We start from the raw sequence: 19,017 nt of genomic DNA on the forward strand, positions 1-19,017 counted from the left end.
ATACATGTACAACAAGGGACTTCCGAGTTGGGTGCCGATGGTTCGGGCCTGCATGTGAAGTCTGCTGCAAAGTGAGGATTACATGAGCAAAGTAATTGGTATCGACTTAGGTACAACAAACTCCTGTCTGTCTGTAATGGACGGCGGTTCTGCAAAAGTTATCGAAAATGCTGAAGGTGCACGCACAACACCATCCATGATCGCATTCGCCGAAGATGGCGAGCGTCTTGTTGGTCATGCTGCGAAACGCCAAGCAGTAACAAACCCGGATAACACATTATATGCTATTAAGCGTTTGGTTGGTCGTCGCTTCGAGGATCCAGAAGTAGAAAAAGATCGCAAAAATGCTCCTTTCAAAATCATTAAAGCTGACAATGGCGATGCATGGGTAGAAGCGCGCGGCGACAAATATGCCCCTTCTCAAATTTCCGCTATGGTTCTGCAAAAAATGAAAGAGACAGCAGAATCTTATTTGGGTGAAGAAGTTTCCCAAGCAGTGATTACAGTTCCTGCATATTTCAATGACAGCCAACGCCAAGCAACAAAAGATGCTGGTAAAATCGCTGGTCTTGAGGTTCTACGTATCATCAACGAACCAACAGCTGCAGCTTTGGCTTACGGCCTAGAGAAAAAAGGTTCCGGCATCATCGCAGTTTATGACTTGGGTGGTGGTACATTTGACGTATCCATCCTTGAAATCGGCGATGGCGTATTCGAAGTAAAAGCAACCAATGGTGATACATTCCTTGGTGGTGAAGACTTTGACCAAGCAATCATCGACTACTTGGCAGATGAATTCAAAAAAGAAAACGGTGTTGATCTTCGTGAAGACCGTATGGCATTGCAACGTTTGAAAGAAGCAGCTGAGAAAGCAAAAATTGAACTTTCCTCTGCAACACAAACAGATGTGAATCTTCCATTCATCACAGCTGATGCTTCTGGTCCTAAACATTTAAATATCAAGATGACACGCGCAAAGCTTGAGTCTCTTGTTTCTGACCTTGTAAAACGCACAATTGAACCATGTAAAGCTGCCTTGAAAGATGCTGGCTTGAAAGCTTCTGAAGTTGATGAAGTAATCATGGTTGGTGGTATGACACGTATGCCTAAAGTTGGTGAAATTGTTGAGGAATTCTTCGGCAAAGAAGCTCATCGTGGCGTAAACCCTGACGAAGTAGTTGCTATCGGTGCTGCTATTCAGGGCGGTGTATTACAAGGTGACGTAAAAGACGTATTGTTGTTGGATGTGACACCATTATCTTTGGGTATTGAAACATTGGGCGGTGTCTTCACACGCTTGATCGATCGCAACACAACAATTCCGACCAAGAAATCCCAAGTCTTCTCTACAGCTGAAGACAATCAATCTGCTGTTACAATTCGCGTCTTCCAAGGTGAACGTGAAATGGCGGCTGACAACAAAATCTTGGGCCAATTCGACTTGGTTGGCTTACCACCTGCACCACGCGGCGTGCCACAAATTGAAGTGACTTTCGACATTGATGCCAACGGTATCGTTCATGTATCTGCGAAAGACAAAGGCACAGGCAAAGAACAACAAATCAAGATTCAGGCTTCTGGTGGTTTGAACGATGATGAGATCGATCAAATGGTTAAAGACGCTGAAGCAAATGCGGATAGCGATAAGAAGCTTAAAGAAGTTGTTGAAGCACGTAACCAAGCTGACGGTCTTGTTCACAGCACAGAAAGCGCGCTGAAAGAACATGGCGACGCTGTTTCTGAAGAAGAGAAATCTGCGATTGAAGCTGACATTGCTAAATTGAAAGAAGCAATGGAAGGTGACGAGCCAGAAGCAATCAAAACTGCAACAGAAACCTTGATGCAGTCTTCCATGAAACTTGGCGAAGCTATGTATAAAGCATCCCAAGGGGAAGCTGGTGCTGAAGGTGGTGCAGAGGCAGGTGCTTCTGACGATGCAGCGGCTGATGAAAATGTTGTTGATGCTGACTTCGAAGAAGTTGACGACAACAAAAAAGACAAATCCTAAGCCTCACGCTTTATGGATCTAGGATAACGGATATGGGCCGGATGCAGGATAACTCTAATTTCCAGCACCCGGCCTTTCCGCATCAAAGTTCGAATTAAATTTAGATTCTGGAATTTAAGCCATGAGCAAGCAGGATTATTATGAAACACTTGGTGTTGACCGCGGCGCAGACGCGGCTTCACTGAAATCTGCCTATCGTAAAATGGCGATGAAATACCATCCGGACCGTAATCCGGATGACAAGGAAGCCGAAGCAAAGTTCAAAGAAGTGAACGAAGCTTATGAAATCCTGAAAGACGATCAGAAACGTTCTGCCTATGATCAGTATGGTCATGCTGCTTTTGAACAAGGCGGCGGTTTTGGCGGTGGCGGCTTCGGTGGTGGCGCCGGTTTTGGTGGTTTCACCGATATCTTCGAAGAAATGTTTGGTGATTTCATGGGTGGCGGTGGCCGTCGCGGCGGCGGACAGCAAAGCTTCCGCGGATCCGACTTACGCTACAATCTTGAAATCAGCTTGGAAGACGCCTATCACGGCCGCACCATTGAAATCAATGTACCCACCTCTGTTGCTTGTGACAGCTGTGACGGTAGCGGTGGCGAAGATGGCGCCCAACCTAAAACCTGTGGTACATGTCATGGTCATGGTAAAGTACGCGCCCAACAAGGCTTCTTCACGGTTGAGCGCACATGTCCCAGCTGTAATGGCCAAGGAAGCGTTATCGACAAACCATGTCATTCTTGTCACGGAAGTGGACGTCAACAGAAGGAGAAAAATCTTTCTGTAAACATCCCTCAAGGGGTTGATGAAGGCACACGCATTCGCTTAAGCGGTGAAGGCGAAGCAGGCCTTCGTGGGGCACCATCAGGGGATTTATATATCTTCTTAAACATCGCACCACATCGTATCTTCCAACGTGAGGATGCACATATCTTCTGTGAAGTGCCAATTTCTATGGCTGATGCCACATTAGGTGCTGAGATTGAGGTCCCAACCATTGATGGTGGTCGTGCCAAAGTAAAAATCCCGGCGGGCACACAAACAGGTCAACAATTCCGTTTGCGTGGTAAAGGGATGAGTATCCTGAGATCGCAAAATCGGGGTGATATGTATATCGAAGCTAAGGTGGAAACCCCGCAAAACTTGACCAAGCGTCAGAAAGAATTGCTGGAAGAATTCCGCAAGGAAAGTGGTGGCTCTAGCAAGCAGCACCAACCTGAAACGGATGGTTTCTTTTCCAAAGTTAAAGAATTCTGGGATGATCTAACTGAATAATCCCAAATCCAACTGCCAAAAAAGCGTTTGCCATCCCAGCAAGCGCTTTTTTTGTATGTTCCATATGAAATCTACCTTTGCAATTTCTTGCCAGCTAAACAAATCATGATACTCTCATCCATCTTTTCACTGAATATCGATAGACAAAATGATAGTTTTTCCAAATGAACGCGAATCCTTCTTAGAACTCATTCCCAAGGAAGGCATTGGTTGCGAGATAGGTGTTGCTGAATGTGTTTTCTCACAACATCTTTTAGAAAAGACACAACCTACGAAGCTTCATCTTATTGATCCTTGGGTGTATCAGGAAAGAGAGGATTATCAAGCTGACCTTAATAATGTCAGTAATGATGAAGGTGAAAAACGTTATCAAGCCGCCCGCACCCTGTTCAAAAATCAAATGGATACAGGACAGGTCGAAATCCATCGTAATTTTTCTTACGAGACTGTCTCACATTTTCCAGACAACTATTTCGATTGGATCTACGTCGATGCTGTGCATTCCTATGAAGGAGCAAAAAAAGATCTCGAAGATTTCCTGCCAAAACTTAAAGATGATGGCATTTTAATGGGACATGATTATGCCAACCATATTGCAGCTCAAGAAATGGGGTTTGGTGTCGTAGAAGCGGTTGATGATTTTTGCATTGAAAACAATATGAATTTTGTTGCACTAACCTATGATGCATTTCCAACTTTCATCCTGACAAAACCTGAAAATAAAAAAGTCGCAGAATATTTGACACTTGTGACGAAATTTAATTTTCCAGAAGCCATTGAAATTGTCGATTATCCTAAACATAACAAGCTGCAAATGGACATATTGGATTTCAAGACCGAGAAACGATTATCTTATAAATTCTTACATCGTGAATAGAACAGCAGTACACCTTAGAAATAAATACTGTTTTCCTTCGCCCCTTAGTAATGTAGAAAGAGCCCAGTTTTAAATTTCCTCATATGAAGGTTTCAAATGTCCGATCTTAGAAAAGTTGCAATCGTTGGATGCGCGGGGCGCATGGGTCAAATGTTGGTCACCGAGGTTATCAACAATCCTAAATGCGAACTATCTGGTGCAACTGATCGGGCCGGCAGTTCAGCTATTGGCCGTGATGCAGCTGCTATCGCCGGATTAGAACCATGTGGTGTCATCGTTGAGGATGATGCGGCCCGCGTGATTATGGAAGCCGATGTGGTTATTGATTTCACTGCCCCTGCTGCAACCGTTGATCATTTACGCCTATGCGCACAGGCAAGCACAGCCATCGTGATCGGTACAACAGGCCTTACCAAAGAAGATGAAGCCAATATTGATTTGGCAGCCCGTCATGTACCAGTTGTTTATGCAGCAAATTATAGTGTTGGTGTAACTTTGTTGAATGAGCTGACCCGTAAAACAGCTGAAATTCTGGATGATGATTATGATATTGATGTATTGGAAATGCATCACAAACATAAAGTTGACGCCCCATCTGGCACCGCTTTGATGTTAGGTAAAGCAGCTGCGGCAGGCCGTGGTGTCGATCATGACGAAGTTAAACAAGCTGTGCGTGATGGCCAAACAGGGGCACGTCCGCGTGGTGAAATTGGCTATGCGACCCTTCGTGGTGGTGATGTTGTGGGTGAACATAGCGTTTATTTTGCAGCAGATGGTGAACGTTTAATCCTGACCCATAAAGCCTCATCCCGTCAGGTCTTTTCCAAAGGGGCTGTGCGCGCAGCCATCTGGGCAACTGATGCTGAGCGCGGTGTTTACGATATGACAGATGTCTTGGGCTTAAAACAGCCCATCGGCTAAGACTTTGTTAAAGGGATTGTCGATTTATCTATCTTTTCCGACTGACGGCAATCCCACTCAAAATCAATCCAAGCCCAATAAAGGCTGTTGATTGCGGCTCTTCGCCCAAGAATAACATCCCCCAAAGCAAACCAAATAACGGCACCATATAGTTATTAAGGGATAAAAAGGCCGCCCCGCGCACTTTCACAATACGAAGCAAGATAATCTGCGCCAAAGCGGTTGAAAGCACGCCCAATGCAACAATAGACCCAATTGCCTGAACAGTCGGATTTAACATCCATGGTTGATCAATCACCAAACTTGCCGGAATCGCAAATACACAAGAGGCAATCATAATCGTTGCGGCGGTCGCACGACGGTCCGGTTTATGGGAAAGTTTTTTATTCACAATTGACGAAATACCATAACAAATCGCACCAGACGCCACCGCCAACTGATATAAAACGCCTTCACCCAGATTTTGCAGCGCATCTGCCCCGATCAAGAAAACAACCCCGGTAAAACCAACAATAATACCAATCACGCGACGTAAAGAAAGTTTCTCATCTTCGGTCGTGAAATGCACCATGATCAAAGTACAGATCGGTACAATTGCCATCAAAATAGAGGCCAAACCACTATCAATTCCCTTTTCACCCCATCCAATCAATGTGAATGGAACGGCGTTTCCGATCACTGCGATGACGAAGGCCCAAAACCAGGTATCTTTATCTCTTGGTAAATTCTGACCTGCCATGCGCGCGGTGATATAAAGGAAAATAGCAGCAATCGCCAAACGCCCGGCCGTGATGGTAATCGGTGGCACAGTATCTACCGCCACTTTGATGAACATGAAAGAGCCGCCCCAAATAGCCGCCAAAATGACCAACATGCCGTAATCCAGCACAGATTGGTCTTGTGTTGTCATCGTTTGTGTTGTCATTCCCCGCAACCCCATTGAAATTATTATATGAAATTCGTATTATTTCTTAGTTTTAAAAGACTTTAGGCGCGTTGTTTTTTAAGGACAAGCCTTATTCAGGCACAACACTGTGTTAAATTAAACAGGCTAATTTTTCTAGGGTTTTTCAAGCAGATGTCCAGGTCAAGGCGCCACCAACCCGATATTCATCCACCGCTTGTTGGATATCCTCTGCCAGTTTCTTACATCCTTTTGGCCCTAGAAAACTGCCTACAAAAATATCTTTACCGTGACTACGCAATCGAACAGCAGAAGATTTTCCGCGTCTTTTGATCGCCGCAACCTGTAACCAGTTGGGTTCTATCGAAGTTACTTTTTCTTCGCCTTTTGGTGAAACACGACGAATTTCCAACCCATGAGATGTCAGGCGAATATGTTCCAGGCGACGCGCTTCATTCATATTCACCTTAAACGCATAATAAAGCAGGATAAAATCTAACCCCGCAAAGCCCAAAATAGGCCAAGCCCCGATCAGAAAGAAGGCAAAACTGATAAAAAACAGGATGATAGCGATAAATAAAAGCAAGTTGCGAAATCCGCGTGGCGACAAGCTTCGATGGGGTCGAAGCTTCACATCCAGATATACTTCTACATCTTTCGTCATGTGATCCACCAGTTAAACAAGCTGTCTTATTTCTGCCTTATTAGGAGTGTAGCAAAATCACGTAGGTAAAACTATGTCAAATTCACGTGAAACCTGCCCTTTCGCCCTAGACAAAACAGGGCGAAACATATCACATTACGGATCAAATCGCTGGGTTGATCATAAAATTCAAATTTTAACCAAATTCAATAGATGGAGAATGCTGCGTGTTTCATTATTTCTATAAGTCAAAAGAATGGGCATTTTGGGCCTATGGTGGCGGCGCAGTTCTTATTTTCTCTCTCTGGCTTCAAGTAGAATTAACCGTTGCAATCAATGGATGGTATGGTGATTTCTATAACTTATTACAAACTGCAGGTGAATATACGGATAAATCCGACGAAGGGATTATGTTATTCTTCCAAAAACTAGTTGGATTAGATTATCTAACTGGTACCGCAGAAGTTGAACATCCATCCTTCCTTGTTCTTGCTTTCCCGTATGTCTTCTTAGCCTTATTCACCAACTGGTTTACCCGTATCTATGGTTTGCGTTGGCGTCAAGCAATGACCTTTGGATTTATCCCACGCTGGCGTACGGTTGAAGAAGAAATCGAAGGTTCATCTCAGCGTATTCAAGAGGACTGCAACCGATTTGCACGCATCGTTGAGTCATTAGGTTTACAAGTTGTTCGCGCCGTAATGACATTAATCGCCTTTATTCCAATTCTATGGGAGTTAAGTGATAAGGTAGATGTTCCCGTTCTCCGCGATATCGAAGGGTCCCTTGTTTGGGGTGCATTGATTGTGTCACTCGGGGGATTATTAATCTCTTGGATTGTCGGTGCAAAACTGCCAGGACTTGAATATAATAACCAAAAAGTCGAAGCTGCCTTCCGTAAAGACCTCGTCTTAGCTGAAGACAATAAGAAAGATTACGCGCGCCCTGAAACCTTATTTGAATTATTCACTGGCATTCGTTTCAACTATCAACGCCTCTATCTACATTACGGATATTTTGACCTATGGGTGACATCTTATGACCAGTTTATGGTCATTGTACCTTACTTGGTAATGGGTCCAGGCTTATTCACAGGTGCTATCACTCTTGGGGTTATGGTACAGGTTTCAAACGCATTCCAGAAAGTACACGGCGGATTTGCTTTATTCTTACATAACTGGACAACGATTACAGAATTACGTTCAATTTATAAACGCTTGCATGAATTTGAGGATAACTTACAAAAATACGAAAAGCCTCAATTCAAGCCAGCTGATTAATTAAAACAAAAACACGATCAGGATCGAAGACATGAAACGTGAATTGGTAGAGGAGTTTTTCCAATGCCTGCACGATAAAGACCCGGACCCACAGGGGGAGTTGAATTATACCAACCCCTATACCCTCTTGGTGGCGGTAGCTCTATCGGCGCAGGCAACCGATGTCGGGGTGAATAAGGCGACTGAAAAACTTTTTCAGATCGTCTCAACCCCCGAAGATATGATGGAATTAGGTGAAGCCGGCCTGAAAAATCACATTAAAACCATTGGCTTGTTTAATTCCAAAGCCAAGAATGTCATGAAAATGGCAGAGCTTTTGATCCGTGATTATAATAGTGAAGTGCCAGAGGACCGTGCAGAACTTGAAAAACTTCCTGGTGTAGGTCGAAAAACCGCCAATGTGGTCTTGAATATCGCATTCGGGCACCCTACTATTGCCGTAGATACTCATCTATTCAGGGTCAGCAATCGAACTGGATTGGCACCAGGCAAAACACCATTAGAAGTCGAAAAAAAGCTGGATCGCAAAATTCCTAAACATTGGAAATTACATGCGCATCACTGGCTTATTCTTCATGGCCGTTATGTCTGTAAAGCAAGAAAACCGGACTGTCCGTCCTGTGTGATCAAGCATATATGCCGATTTAAAGGAAAAACTGTTTAACTCTAACCTGAACAGATCCCCTATACCTTTTGCTAATTTTGAGTCTGACCATGCCTGACATCACCCTACCTGAAAATGATCATCCTTATGTTTTATATCAAGCATCTGAAACAGATAAATTGTCTGAACTGGATGTAGAAAACGTAAAGACACTTTACAAAGAACATGGGGCGATCCTTTTTCGTGGCTTTGAATGGGATGTCCCGGATTTTAAAGACCTGACATCTAAGTTTTGTTCCCATGGTGCCCATAACAGTAGCATCGGTCGTGATGTCGTGGATCGCGAACATATCATCCAGTCTGTTAATTTGGGTAATGAGGCATTCCCATTACATCCTGAAATGTCGGCACAACCATGGAAACCAGACGTATGTTGGTTTGCCTGTCAGAAACCGACGATCTCAGGCGGGGAAACAACGATTTGCGATGGTGTTGAAATTGTAAAAGCTCTGCCAGATGAAATGGTAGAAGACCTAAAATCCAAAAAAATCAAATATGTTCTACCAACAGAAATGGATGAGGTTAAATACTGGCTAAATACAAATAACGTCACCCGTGAATCTTTGGAAAATATGCCAGAGGATTGTCCTTTTGAATTTTTTCGAATGGAAAATTCTCTCTATAAATCTTATGTGACAGACTTTTTCCATGAAACCATGTTCCAGTCAGAACTTGCTTTCGGTAACTTCATCTTATTCGCGCGTTATCTAAACAATCGCATGAATTATCCGCTTTATGCAGATAACAGCATTATCCCTAAAGAGATATCTGCCAAGATCAAAGAAGTATCCGATCCTCTGACTGTTCCAATTAATTGGGAAAAGCATGATATTGTGATGATTGATAACAGTCGCTTCTTACATGGTCGTAACGAGGTGATGCCCATGGATGATCGCTATATTTTAACCTATTTTGGCTATCTCAATTTTGCAGAGCTCTCACCAAGAGATCAAAATCAGCGCTGGCGTAAGCCGGGCTTTTTCCGCTTTTAGATATCAGGGTTAACTTGCTTGTGGATTGCTGTGACGAATATGATCGCGCAGCATTTCCGCAAAACAGGCCCGTTGTTCATCATTGGTCAAAAACTGGCTGCGCAAATCTGTAAACTTTACCTTGATATCAGTCCCAGTCGTCGTTGGTACTGGGTATAGGAACAGATCCAGATGACAAACACCTTCTTTCCATTCACGCCGATATTGCCAAACCTCAATCTGCCCATCGCGGCGAGCAAAAATCGGTGCCCCGATTTTTTCATTCACCATAGATAAACTTGCGCCCAAAAACTGATCCGGATTGTCATTCACTTCGATCACACGAAGAACGACGTCTTCCTCTTTAGGTTCTTCCTTAGGTTTTGGTTCTACAACGACCTCTTCAATAACTTCAACTTCCGGCACAATTTCCGGTGCAGAAGTTGTTACAGGCGCAGGCTTATCCGGTTGAGCACCACAAGCAGCCAATAAAAAAGTTAATCCGGTAAAAAGAGAAAAACGCGCTATCATTGATTTTCAATCAAATCCTTACGGCCTGTCATTTCAATCACAGACGCGCCATCGTCAAAACCACCTTCTTTTTCAGCCATCTTCATAAATAAATGGCTCATCATGGCGGTGGCAACCAAAGGCGTTAACAAGTTCAAAAATGGGATGGTCATCATGAAAGCACAAATAAAACCAAGCAACATCACGGTGCCGCTATTTTTCTTGCGCATTTTTCTTGCCTGATTTGGCAACATGCGGCGATGGGCAACCTGTTCGAAATATTCACGGCCCATCAAATAGCCGTTGATCAAATAATAGAGAACCAAACCAAGACCCAAAATCCAGAAGGTCATCACATAAAATGGCAAGGCGATTATATTGACCGCAACAACAATACCCAAGAATTTCAACGCATTGATAATTGCTTCGACCGTTGAAGTGTCACGGGCTTTCCCTAGAAGCGGATAATGTTTTTCTTCGACGGCTTCACAGACATCATCCAGAAAAATCCCCATGCTGGCCGTCATCACCGCCGGGAATAAGAAATAGGTTAGGACAATAGAGATAACAATACCGCCGGATACAGCCAGAAAATCGAATGTATCGCCCATCCATGTAATAACATCACCGATGAAAAACGGCAGCTCTGTCCAGACAACTGCCCCCAACGCAGACCAAATCACCATCCATGTCAGGATAAAAATGCCGATCGCAGTAAGCAAGGATTTGATCAACACGGACATAAAACGCGGGTCCGTCATTTGACCCAATGTTTTGGAAAAAGCAGAGAACATATCAACCCTATTTCTGTTCAGAAAAATCTTTATCTCTAATTATGTAAGGATAACCGTGAAAAGGCGCAAGCTTTCAGGCCATATTTATTTAAAATCCGACCTATTTCCGCCTTATTTTCTGTCTACCTTAATTCTAGCCTTGAAGTGGCAAATCCGATAAGTTGCCGTTTGGGGTTAATCCAAAGCCAAATCAAGGTTAGGATTTTCGGGTTTAAAAGTGATTTAGGAATTCCATTGATATGAATTTGATGCGCGCCGTCGCCACCATCGGAGGCTGGACCATGATCAGCCGAATTCTTGGCTTTACCCGTGATATGTTGATCGCCAATGTGGTGGGTGCCGGCATGGTGGCGGACGCTTTTTTCATTGCCTTTAAATTCCCCAATCTATTTCGCCGTCTCTTTGGTGAAGGTGCGATGAATGCGGCTTTCGTCCCGCTTTATGCCAGAAAACTAGAAGAAGATGGACAAGACGCCGCACGTAGATTTGGCTCGGAAGTGGCAGCTGTTTTATTAACCGCTATGCTATTCCTAACCATATTGGCCTTTATTTTTATGCCTTATGTAATGTCGGTTGTGGCCCCCGGATTTAAAGATGATCCGGCAAAATTCCTGCTCACCGTTTCTTTGGCACAAATCACCATCCCCTATCTGTTATTTATGACGTTATGTGCACAATTTTCAGGCATGTTAAACAGTGTGGGCCGATTTGCCGCTGCCGCTGCTGCACCCGTTTTATTAAATGTGGTGATGATCATCGTCTTGGTTTTGGTGAATAACCATATTCTGGACGCACCGGGTCATGCCATGGCATGGGGTGTTGCCGTTGCAGGCTTGATCCAGTTCCTGTTTTTAGGCGTCGCCTGTCATAAAGCAGGTATTCTTCCCTCTTTCACAATGCCGCGCTTAACGCCGGATGTAAAAAGGCTTCTGATCTTAATGGCACCCGGGGTTCTAGGTGCAGGTGTTGTACAGATCAATGTGATGGTCGGTGATATTTTGGCAAGCTTCCTGCCGGAAGGGGCGGTTTCCCTTCTTTATTACGCAGATCGTATCAATCAATTACCACTTGGCGTGATTGGTGTAGCCGTTGGTGTCGCCCTTTTACCCTTGATGACCCGTCAATTACGCGCCGGCGAAGAAGATGCCGCTATGCATAGTATGAACCGTGCTTTGGAAATTTCTTTGCTATTAACAATCCCTGCTGCGGTCGCCCTTGCCATGATCCCTTGGCCGATTATTGCGGTTTTATTTGAGCGCGGCGCCTTTAGCACAGAAATCAGCTATGCCACCTCCCGCGCCCTGCAGGCTTTTGCGATTGGGTTGCCTGCCTTTGTCTTAATCAAAGCTTTAAGCCCCGGCTTCTTTGCCCGTGAAGACACAAAGACACCTGTAAAAATTGCCATCTTCAACGTGACACTTAACATCATTCTGGCCTATATCCTGATGCAATATATGAGCTATGTTGGGATTGCCCTTGCCACCAGCATTACCAGTTGGATCAATGTTTTTGCCCTCGCTATTATCCTGTATAGAAGAGGTCATTTAAAACTGGATCGCCGCCTTCTGCAGGCAGGCTGGAAGATTGTTTTATCTGCGGTCTTAATGGGAACAGCCCTGATCCTCACCTTCCATCAATTCTCATTCACCTTCCTCACCAGCGGCTTTTTAACCCGCTTTGGTATCTTGGTCGGCCTGATCACGTTAGGCATAGTAAGCTATGGTCTCATGATCCATTTCACAGGTGCTGCAAAGATTTCTGATGTGAAAGCCATGTTGCGTAGACGGAAAACCGAAACCTAAAAGAAAACCTGATCCAAGTTCTCCAACATTTCCGCGTCTTGGACGAATTTGTTCATGTCGATAACCCGGCCTTTTTCAAGCCAGCCAGCACTATGTAAAATAAGGTCGGCCTTGGACCAGAGAGATGATTGCATCAATTGGATGCCATCATAACCCGATTGGGCATCATGGATTTTAGAACAAGTGAGCATACCATCCCCACGCCCCGGGATGCCAAGACGATCCATTAATTGCGCGCCACCCATCTGAACAAACTGGGTTTCTGCACAGCCAAAATTCGGCAACATGGATTGCATGGAAAATGGGACACCATAAATACCACCCATTACCGCCACACCCGGTTGGTAATATTGGCTCAAGGCCACACCCATCATGACTTCGGCCAGCCCTTGGGCCAAGGTTTCCTGCACCGTGACCATACTGGTACAGCCCATCATCATATAGGAAGACACCATGGAAGCCTGTCCCAACACACTTGCTTCGCGCAGGCATTTTAGCGGGTTGGATTGCGCGACCAAGGGCGGTGTTGTGTTGATCATATGTAGAAGCGTAGTTTCCCCTGCCACAAATGTGGTGGCATCTGCCTCTTCCGCCACGGCTTTTAATGCCATTTCATTGATCACACAGCCCATCATAGGTTTGGTGGAATGTTTAAGATGGGCTTCAGCCATATCCAGATGTTTGGTTTTATCGGTGCGGTCATGGACAATGCATAATAAATAACCGCTGGTCCCAATCTTTGGGAATTCCTCACACAGCTTTACCAAATCCACATAATCATCATAGGTGCCAAATTGCGTATAGCCATCCCAGCGCCGCACATTTGGCGCCCCGAACATAGGGGCAAAGATCGGTGTATTTTGACCGTCCACCTTACCTATAGTCAGGGATTTATCGTCACTCACCCCGCGCCAAGTAAAAAATGTGGGTGCCTTATTGATATAGCTTTTCAGGATATCAAAAGAAATGCGCACCCGTTCCCCTTGAACGGATGCGCCCATTTCTTTTAAAGCTGTCAGGGATTGTTGATCATCCCGCAACTCCATGCCGACTTCTTCGAGGATCTGTGCGGTTAGCCCCTCGATATAATCAAGTTTCTCGTTAGAAAAGAGAGGAAAATCAATATTTGTCTCCTGACAATCATTCATACCCCAACCCCCTTCTGTTAATCGAACAAACCATAAATATATTGATCTATCATTTGACCTATCCATCCACCGCCATGATAAGCGCCCATAACGCCTACCAAAACGACCAACCCTATAATAAAATGGCTTCGTTTTTCTTCTTTCAAAGGGTTTTCATTATCGAAATGTGCATTGACTGATTTTCCCAAAGACCGACAAATCAGCCAAATCAATAAAATCAGTGCAATAACAATTAACGATAAAAAGATATAACCTTCCAAAAACCTTATGCCTTCAATGCAGCTTCAATCGCGGCTTGATCAAGGCCATGTTGACCAATCACCACCAATTGAGTTTGGCGTGTTTCCCCATCATTCCAGGCACGGTCGAAATAACGGTTAAAGCGTGGCCCAACCCCTTGGATCACTTCGCGACGTTCAACGCCCGGACGGTGAATAAAGCCTTTCACGCGCAACACATCATGTTCTTTCACAATATCAATGATTTTTGCTTGGAAGGCATCCGCATCATCCACATCACCTAGTTGAACGGTGAAGCTTTCAAATTCATCATGATTATGGTCGTGGTGATGGTCATGATCGTGATCATCATCGTCGTGATCATGGTCATGATGGGAATGACGTGCATCCAAATCGTCTTCAGCGGCTGCATTCATGCCGAGCAAGACAGTTGGATCAACTTTCTTTTCACTAGAAGAATGCACAAAACGCACACCATCGCGAAGAGTTTTCTTCAATTCTGTTTCGATTGTGGACATTTCATCATTGTCCAACAAATCAGCTTTGTTCAAAACAACCATATCCGCGCATAGCAATTGATCTTCGAACACTTCTTCCAACGGATTGTCGTGATCCAAATTCTCATCCGCTTCGCGCATTTTTTGAACTGCATCTTCATCATCGGCAAAACGGCCTTCTTTCACCGCTTTTGAATCAACAACGGTGATCACGCCATCCACGGTAACTTGCGCGCGGATTTCAGGCCAGTTAAAGGCTTTTACCAATGGTTTTGGCAAGGCAAGACCAGATGTTTCAATCAAGATATGATCCGGTTTATCGTCACGGTCCAATAAAGCTTCCATGCTTGGTAAGAAATCATCTGCAACAGTGCAACAAATGCAACCATTGGCCAATTCAATCACGTCTTCGTCAGTGCAACCTTCGATGCCACAGCCAACCAACATTTCCTTATCAATGCCAAGATCACCGAATTCGTTGATCAAGAAAGCCAGTTTCTTACCATTTGCATTTTCCACCATATGACGGATCAAGCTGGTTTTACCTGCCCCCAGAAAACCTGTGATAACGGTAGCTGGAATTTTTTGAGCCATGATTAAATCCTTAAATCAAATTATTGTTGCTTGTTTCTTTGTTTCTGACCTCTAGATAGTCAGGTCCGACCCAAGCTTCAAGCTATAAACTTTTACCCCTAATTTAGCGGCTATCTTTCATCACCAAGGGTAGGCCGGCTGCAACAAAAGTGACGATATCTGATACAGATGCGACTTGTTGATTCATCCAGCCACTTTCATCCCTGAACTGACGGCCCAATTTGTTATCTGGCACAATGGAAAGCCCCACTTCGTTTGAAACAAAAACCAGATGCCCTTTTGCCTCTTGAATGGCTTCTATCAGATCCTTGCGTTTCACTTCCAGATCATGTTCCGCCAACATATGATTGCTGAGCCAAAGGGTCAGACAATCCACCAATAAAATTCGGTCCGCCTGTGCATGCATGCGAATGATGGTTGAAAGTTCCAGCGGTGCTTCCAAGGTCATCCATGTTTCATCACGCTCATCTTGATGACGTTTCACCCGGTCTTGCATTTCCGGGTCAAATATTTGTGCGGTGGCCACATAGATTTTTTGCAAATCTTCTTGTTGGGCAATCTCATCTACAATGCCCAAAGCATGGGATGTTTTACCGGAACGTGCCCCACCTAAAACCAGCTGAACTGTCATCTATTTTATCCTTATGCCTCATCACGATGGCGACGTGGCAACCAATTTATAAACCCTAATCGCCAATGGGTGGTATCTTCCCCCTGAATATGGTCCAGACGGGTCACAGACACATTTTCAACGGAATAGGCCAAGGCCGCTTCGGCCCCGCAATTGGTTGCAATGCCCAAAGCAGAACGAATGGTCCCTCCATGGGTCACCGCAATAATATCTTTACCTTCAAAGGCATTGCTATGTTTGGTAATGGCAGGCCCCACACGGGCCATCAAATCCACAAAGCTTTCCCCTGCAGGGGGACGTTCAATGGCGGGTGCCAGCCAATATCGATGGGCAATACCATCTCTTAAAGTGTCGAAATCTGCATAGGTAACGCCTTGCCAGTCACCAAAGCTTTGTTCCCGAAAATCTGCTTCTTCGATACGTGCAGAGAACTTCAAACCGCCCGCTTCCAGCGCATCTGCCGTTTGATGCGTACGTTGTAAGTTACTGGTGATACAGATCGCATCTTGCGGCAACATATCAGCCACATGTTTAAACAGATCTTCATCGGAACAATCACAAGGCAAATCTTGTTGGCCGTAAATGCGCCCCTCATTACTTGTTACCGGTGCATGACGCACCCACCACCAACGTGTTACTGCTGTCATAATCTTTCTATCCTATTTGATTAGCCAATCGCTTAAGGAAAAACCCAAAGTATTTCCAACCGCCATCACGGTTAGATAAGTTGTAATTTCTACCACCTGACAAAGAGCACCCAGACTGTCCCCATTGGTGCCGCCTAGTTTGGCTTTCATAATTTGCATAAAACCAACGCCCGCCACTAATGGCACGGCTGCAATAAACACAGCTGCTTGCACCGGAATAAATGCAGCAAATGGGAGAAGACCTAAAACTAATGCGATCAACGCGATAGGCATCGCAGTTTTCCCCGCCGTCGCAGCCATACCTGTTTTTCCAGCTGGTGCCTGCAATGCCATCACCATGGACATCGATGCCCGTCCCAAACCATGGGCCGATACCATCACCACCAAAATCAGGATCGGATTATAGAAACTCGCCAAGGCCCCTGCCCGTAAAGCAATATTCAACACCAATGCCAATGCGCCATAAGCCCCGACACTGCTATCACGCATAATAGACAGACGTTTTTCAACAGTATTTCCACCCCAATAGCCATCAGCCACATCGCTAAAGCCATCCTCATGCAAAGCGCCGGTCACAAATACCGTCGCGACAATTGCCAAGACAGCCGCCAGCCATCCGGTTAAACCAAGGAACGTCACCAAAATAAAGACACCCGCGCCAATTGCCCCGACAAGCCAGCCCACAATAGGGAAAGCCCAAGCTGCCGCGCTGATCTGGCGTCCGTAATAAGGCATTGGAATACGGGTTAAAAACAGAAATGCCGTGGCGATATCTGCCCAGATTGGCAAGCCACGCGGCGTTTCATTTTCCGGCCCCTTTCGGCCTTCGGGCAAGTCTTTGCCGCTTTTTTCTCTTTCTTCATTCATAACTAAAGGATATACCGCTAACAGGTATTAGAAATCCAGCCGAAAACAATGCTGGGCCAAATAATTTTAATTTGATGGTAGCGACAATGTCTGACACACCCATAGAAGCCAATTTTGATGAAATCCGCGACATTATCCGTGGTTTTCACGGTCCTAACGAAAAAGCGCAGAAAATTGCGCAAGATCGTGAAGGTCAATTGACCAAGCCACCGGGGGCTTTGGGTCGCTTGGAAGAAATCAGTGAATGGTTCGCCACATGGCAAGCAAAAGACAGCCCTTCTATTGAACGTCCACGTGTTGCTGTTTTTGCCGGCAACCATGGTGTGGCAAAACAAGGCGTTTCTGCTTTCCCACAAGAAGTCACCGTGCAAATGGTTGCCAATTTCAAAAATGGTGGCGCAGCAGTGAACCAGCTTTGTCGTGCCCATGATGCAGAATTACGTGTCTATGAAATGGCGCTGGATCAACCAACCCATGATTTCACCGAACAACCTGCCATGAGCGAAGAAGAATGCGCAACCGCCATTGCCTATGGCATGATGGCCGTAGAAGAAGGCGTCGATGTACTTTGCATTGGGGAAATGGGCATTGCCAATACAACAAGCGGGGCGGCGTTAGCCTATGCCCTGTTCAATGGCGAAGCTGCTGATTGGGTCGGGCCGGGCACAGGTGTCGAAGGCGATGCCTATAACAACAAAATCCGCGTGGTACAGGAAGCCGTTGGTAAATATTTCCATCAACGTCATGACCCACTTGAAATCCTACGTTGTCTTGGCGGTTATGAAATTGCCGCGATGGTTGGTGCTATTATTGCCGCGCGCATGGGGCGTGTACCTGTAATTTTGGATGGATATACAACATGTGCGGCGGCGGCTGTGTTATACCAGATGGACCCTGCGGCCCTAGACCATTGCATTGTCGGTCATCTATCTGCGGAACCTTCCCATATCCAGCTATTGGAAGAAATCGATAAAGAACCGTTATTGAATTATGGCATGCGTTTAGGCGAAGCCTCCGGTGCGGCCCTCGCCCTTGGTATCGTTAAATCTGCTATTGCTTGTCACACAGGCATGGCAACTTTTGCCGAAGCGGGTGTTTCTGATAAAGATTAAAGACTTGTCTTAAATTAAGAAATAAAAGGCACAGGATTTAGTTCTGTGCCTTTTATTTTATCACCCTTTAATTTGCTTTAAGGCTTTTAGCCAATCTTCGATATGGTAAGAATTTACAATCTTGCCATTTTCAACGGTATGAATATCGATCGACATGATTTCAAACGCATTGCCTGTGGCTGGTGCACCAAATAGTGCTTTTACAGGTGTGCCTGTCGCCTTGCCACGTACCACATAACGATTACCGTCTTGCAATACATCAACCACTTCCCATTTCAAATCCGGAATGATGGATCCGAAATAGGCCACAGTTTTGGCAAAACCTGCATGACCGGTTGGTTTTTCATTTGTCGTCCAGTCATCAGACAGAATTTTCTTCGTACGATCCGCCATATCACTCGCGGTCGTATCACTTAACAATTCTGAATAGAACGATTTCACCAAATCAATGTCATTTGCCATTGCAGTTGATGCTGTCATCCAGATAAATCCACCTAAAACAAGGGAAAGTAATTTTTTCATTTTTATCTCCAAAAATCTCTAAAAGAGGCCCAAAAATTCGATGGGTCGGAAGCTACATCGCTTTTTTTATTTTAGGGAGAGACTAATTTAAGTACATTATGTTCACTATTTAC

General features: G+C 44.9%; 20 protein-coding genes. 9 read left to right on the forward strand and 11 right to left on the reverse strand.

What is annotated here, in order from left to right; all coding sequences use genetic code 11:
* Window positions 1-82 precede the first annotated feature (82 nt).
* The 4 genes from dnaK (at window position 83) to dapB (ending at window position 5,079) form a co-directional block, all read left to right on the forward strand.
* A complete protein-coding gene (gene dnaK / locus ACOQOA_RS09505; protein ID WP_420548406.1) occupies window positions 83-2,008 on the forward strand; it encodes a molecular chaperone DnaK in 1,926 nt (641 codons plus the stop codon).
* Window positions 2,009-2,129: 121 nt separating this feature from the next.
* A complete protein-coding gene (gene dnaJ / locus ACOQOA_RS09510) occupies window positions 2,130-3,281 on the forward strand; it encodes a molecular chaperone DnaJ (protein ID WP_420548407.1) in 1,152 nt (383 codons plus the stop codon).
* A gap of 148 nt (window positions 3,282-3,429) precedes the next feature.
* Window positions 3,430-4,158, forward strand: a complete 729-nt coding sequence (locus ACOQOA_RS09515; protein WP_420548408.1) for a class I SAM-dependent methyltransferase — start codon at window positions 3,430-3,432, stop codon at window positions 4,156-4,158.
* A 96-nt stretch (window positions 4,159-4,254) separates the two neighbouring features.
* Complete coding sequence (gene dapB / locus ACOQOA_RS09520) at window positions 4,255-5,079, forward strand: 4-hydroxy-tetrahydrodipicolinate reductase (RefSeq protein WP_155156738.1); 825 nt, start codon at window positions 4,255-4,257, stop codon at window positions 5,077-5,079.
* A gap of 28 nt (window positions 5,080-5,107) precedes the next feature.
* On the opposite strand, the gene ACOQOA_RS09525 is transcribed toward dapB, so the two are convergent.
* Both ACOQOA_RS09525 and ACOQOA_RS09530 read right to left on the reverse strand, forming a co-directional pair.
* Window positions 5,108-6,004 carry a DMT family transporter gene (locus ACOQOA_RS09525; protein ID WP_420548409.1) on the reverse strand — a complete coding sequence of 299 codons (897 nt, stop codon included), beginning with the start codon at window positions 6,002-6,004 and terminating at the stop codon, window positions 5,108-5,110.
* A 145-nt stretch (window positions 6,005-6,149) separates the two neighbouring features.
* A complete protein-coding gene (locus ACOQOA_RS09530; RefSeq protein WP_420548410.1) occupies window positions 6,150-6,647 on the reverse strand; it encodes a DUF2244 domain-containing protein in 498 nt (165 codons plus the stop codon).
* Between the two features lie 206 nt (window positions 6,648-6,853).
* On the opposite strand from ACOQOA_RS09530, the gene ACOQOA_RS09535 reads away from it, so the two are divergent.
* The 3 genes from ACOQOA_RS09535 to ACOQOA_RS09545 are packed head-to-tail and all read left to right on the forward strand — an operon-like array spanning window position 6,854 to window position 9,562.
* A complete protein-coding gene (locus ACOQOA_RS09535; RefSeq protein WP_420548411.1) occupies window positions 6,854-7,906 on the forward strand; it encodes a putative transporter in 1,053 nt (350 codons plus the stop codon).
* Window positions 7,907-7,937: 31 nt separating this feature from the next.
* A complete protein-coding gene (gene nth, locus ACOQOA_RS09540) occupies window positions 7,938-8,570 on the forward strand; it encodes an endonuclease III (RefSeq protein WP_155156744.1) in 633 nt (210 codons plus the stop codon).
* 50 nt (window positions 8,571-8,620) lie between these two features.
* Window positions 8,621-9,562: a TauD/TfdA family dioxygenase gene (locus ACOQOA_RS09545; protein ID WP_420548412.1), complete on the forward strand. Its 942-nt coding sequence runs from the start codon at window positions 8,621-8,623 to the stop codon at window positions 9,560-9,562.
* Between the two features lie 9 nt (window positions 9,563-9,571).
* On the opposite strand, the gene ACOQOA_RS09550 is transcribed toward ACOQOA_RS09545, so the two are convergent.
* A complete protein-coding gene (locus ACOQOA_RS09550) occupies window positions 9,572-10,072 on the reverse strand; it encodes a hypothetical protein (protein ID WP_420548413.1) in 501 nt (166 codons plus the stop codon).
* Window positions 10,069-10,845, reverse strand: a complete 777-nt coding sequence (locus ACOQOA_RS09555) for an EI24 domain-containing protein (RefSeq protein ID WP_420548414.1) — start codon at window positions 10,843-10,845, stop codon at window positions 10,069-10,071. Before ACOQOA_RS09555 ends, ACOQOA_RS09550 begins: the two co-directional genes overlap by 4 nt.
* 239 nt (window positions 10,846-11,084) lie before the next feature.
* Between ACOQOA_RS09555 and murJ the strand changes: the two genes are divergently transcribed.
* A complete protein-coding gene (gene murJ, locus ACOQOA_RS09560) occupies window positions 11,085-12,647 on the forward strand; it encodes a murein biosynthesis integral membrane protein MurJ (RefSeq protein WP_420548415.1) in 1,563 nt (520 codons plus the stop codon).
* Here the strand turns inward: murJ and ACOQOA_RS09565 are convergent.
* The 6 genes from ACOQOA_RS09565 to ACOQOA_RS09590 form a co-directional block, all read right to left on the reverse strand.
* A complete protein-coding gene (locus ACOQOA_RS09565) occupies window positions 12,644-13,795 on the reverse strand; it encodes a trimethylamine methyltransferase family protein (RefSeq protein ID WP_420548416.1) in 1,152 nt (383 codons plus the stop codon). The genes murJ and ACOQOA_RS09565 overlap by 4 nt on opposite strands.
* A 17-nt stretch (window positions 13,796-13,812) precedes the next feature.
* On the reverse strand, window positions 13,813-14,055 hold the full coding sequence (locus ACOQOA_RS09570) for a hypothetical protein (protein ID WP_420548417.1): 243 nt from the start codon (window positions 14,053-14,055) through the stop codon (window positions 13,813-13,815).
* Between the two features lie 5 nt (window positions 14,056-14,060).
* Window positions 14,061-15,125, reverse strand: a complete 1,065-nt coding sequence (gene cobW, locus ACOQOA_RS09575; RefSeq protein WP_420548418.1) for a cobalamin biosynthesis protein CobW — start codon at window positions 15,123-15,125, stop codon at window positions 14,061-14,063.
* Between the two features lie 103 nt (window positions 15,126-15,228).
* A complete protein-coding gene (gene cobU / locus ACOQOA_RS09580; RefSeq protein WP_420548419.1) occupies window positions 15,229-15,756 on the reverse strand; it encodes a bifunctional adenosylcobinamide kinase/adenosylcobinamide-phosphate guanylyltransferase in 528 nt (175 codons plus the stop codon).
* Window positions 15,757-15,767: 11 nt separating this feature from the next.
* Window positions 15,768-16,403: a histidine phosphatase family protein gene (locus ACOQOA_RS09585; RefSeq protein WP_420548420.1), complete on the reverse strand. Its 636-nt coding sequence runs from the start codon at window positions 16,401-16,403 to the stop codon at window positions 15,768-15,770.
* A 12-nt stretch (window positions 16,404-16,415) separates the two neighbouring features.
* Window positions 16,416-17,270, reverse strand: a complete 855-nt coding sequence (locus ACOQOA_RS09590) for an adenosylcobinamide-GDP ribazoletransferase (RefSeq protein ID WP_420548421.1) — start codon at window positions 17,268-17,270, stop codon at window positions 16,416-16,418.
* Between the two features lie 86 nt (window positions 17,271-17,356).
* On the opposite strand from ACOQOA_RS09590, the gene cobT reads away from it, so the two are divergent.
* Window positions 17,357-18,382, forward strand: a complete 1,026-nt coding sequence (gene cobT / locus ACOQOA_RS09595; RefSeq protein ID WP_420548422.1) for a nicotinate-nucleotide--dimethylbenzimidazole phosphoribosyltransferase — start codon at window positions 17,357-17,359, stop codon at window positions 18,380-18,382.
* Between the two features lie 60 nt (window positions 18,383-18,442).
* Here cobT and ACOQOA_RS09600 read toward each other — a convergent pair whose 3' ends face one another.
* On the reverse strand, window positions 18,443-18,904 hold the full coding sequence (locus tag ACOQOA_RS09600; RefSeq protein ID WP_420548423.1) for an ester cyclase: 462 nt from the start codon (window positions 18,902-18,904) through the stop codon (window positions 18,443-18,445).
* Between the last annotated feature and the right edge of the window lie 113 nt (window positions 18,905-19,017).

Source organism: Curvivirga sp. (assembly GCF_965219885.1).
GTDB lineage: Bacteria > Pseudomonadota > Alphaproteobacteria > UBA8366 > Aestuariispiraceae > Curvivirga.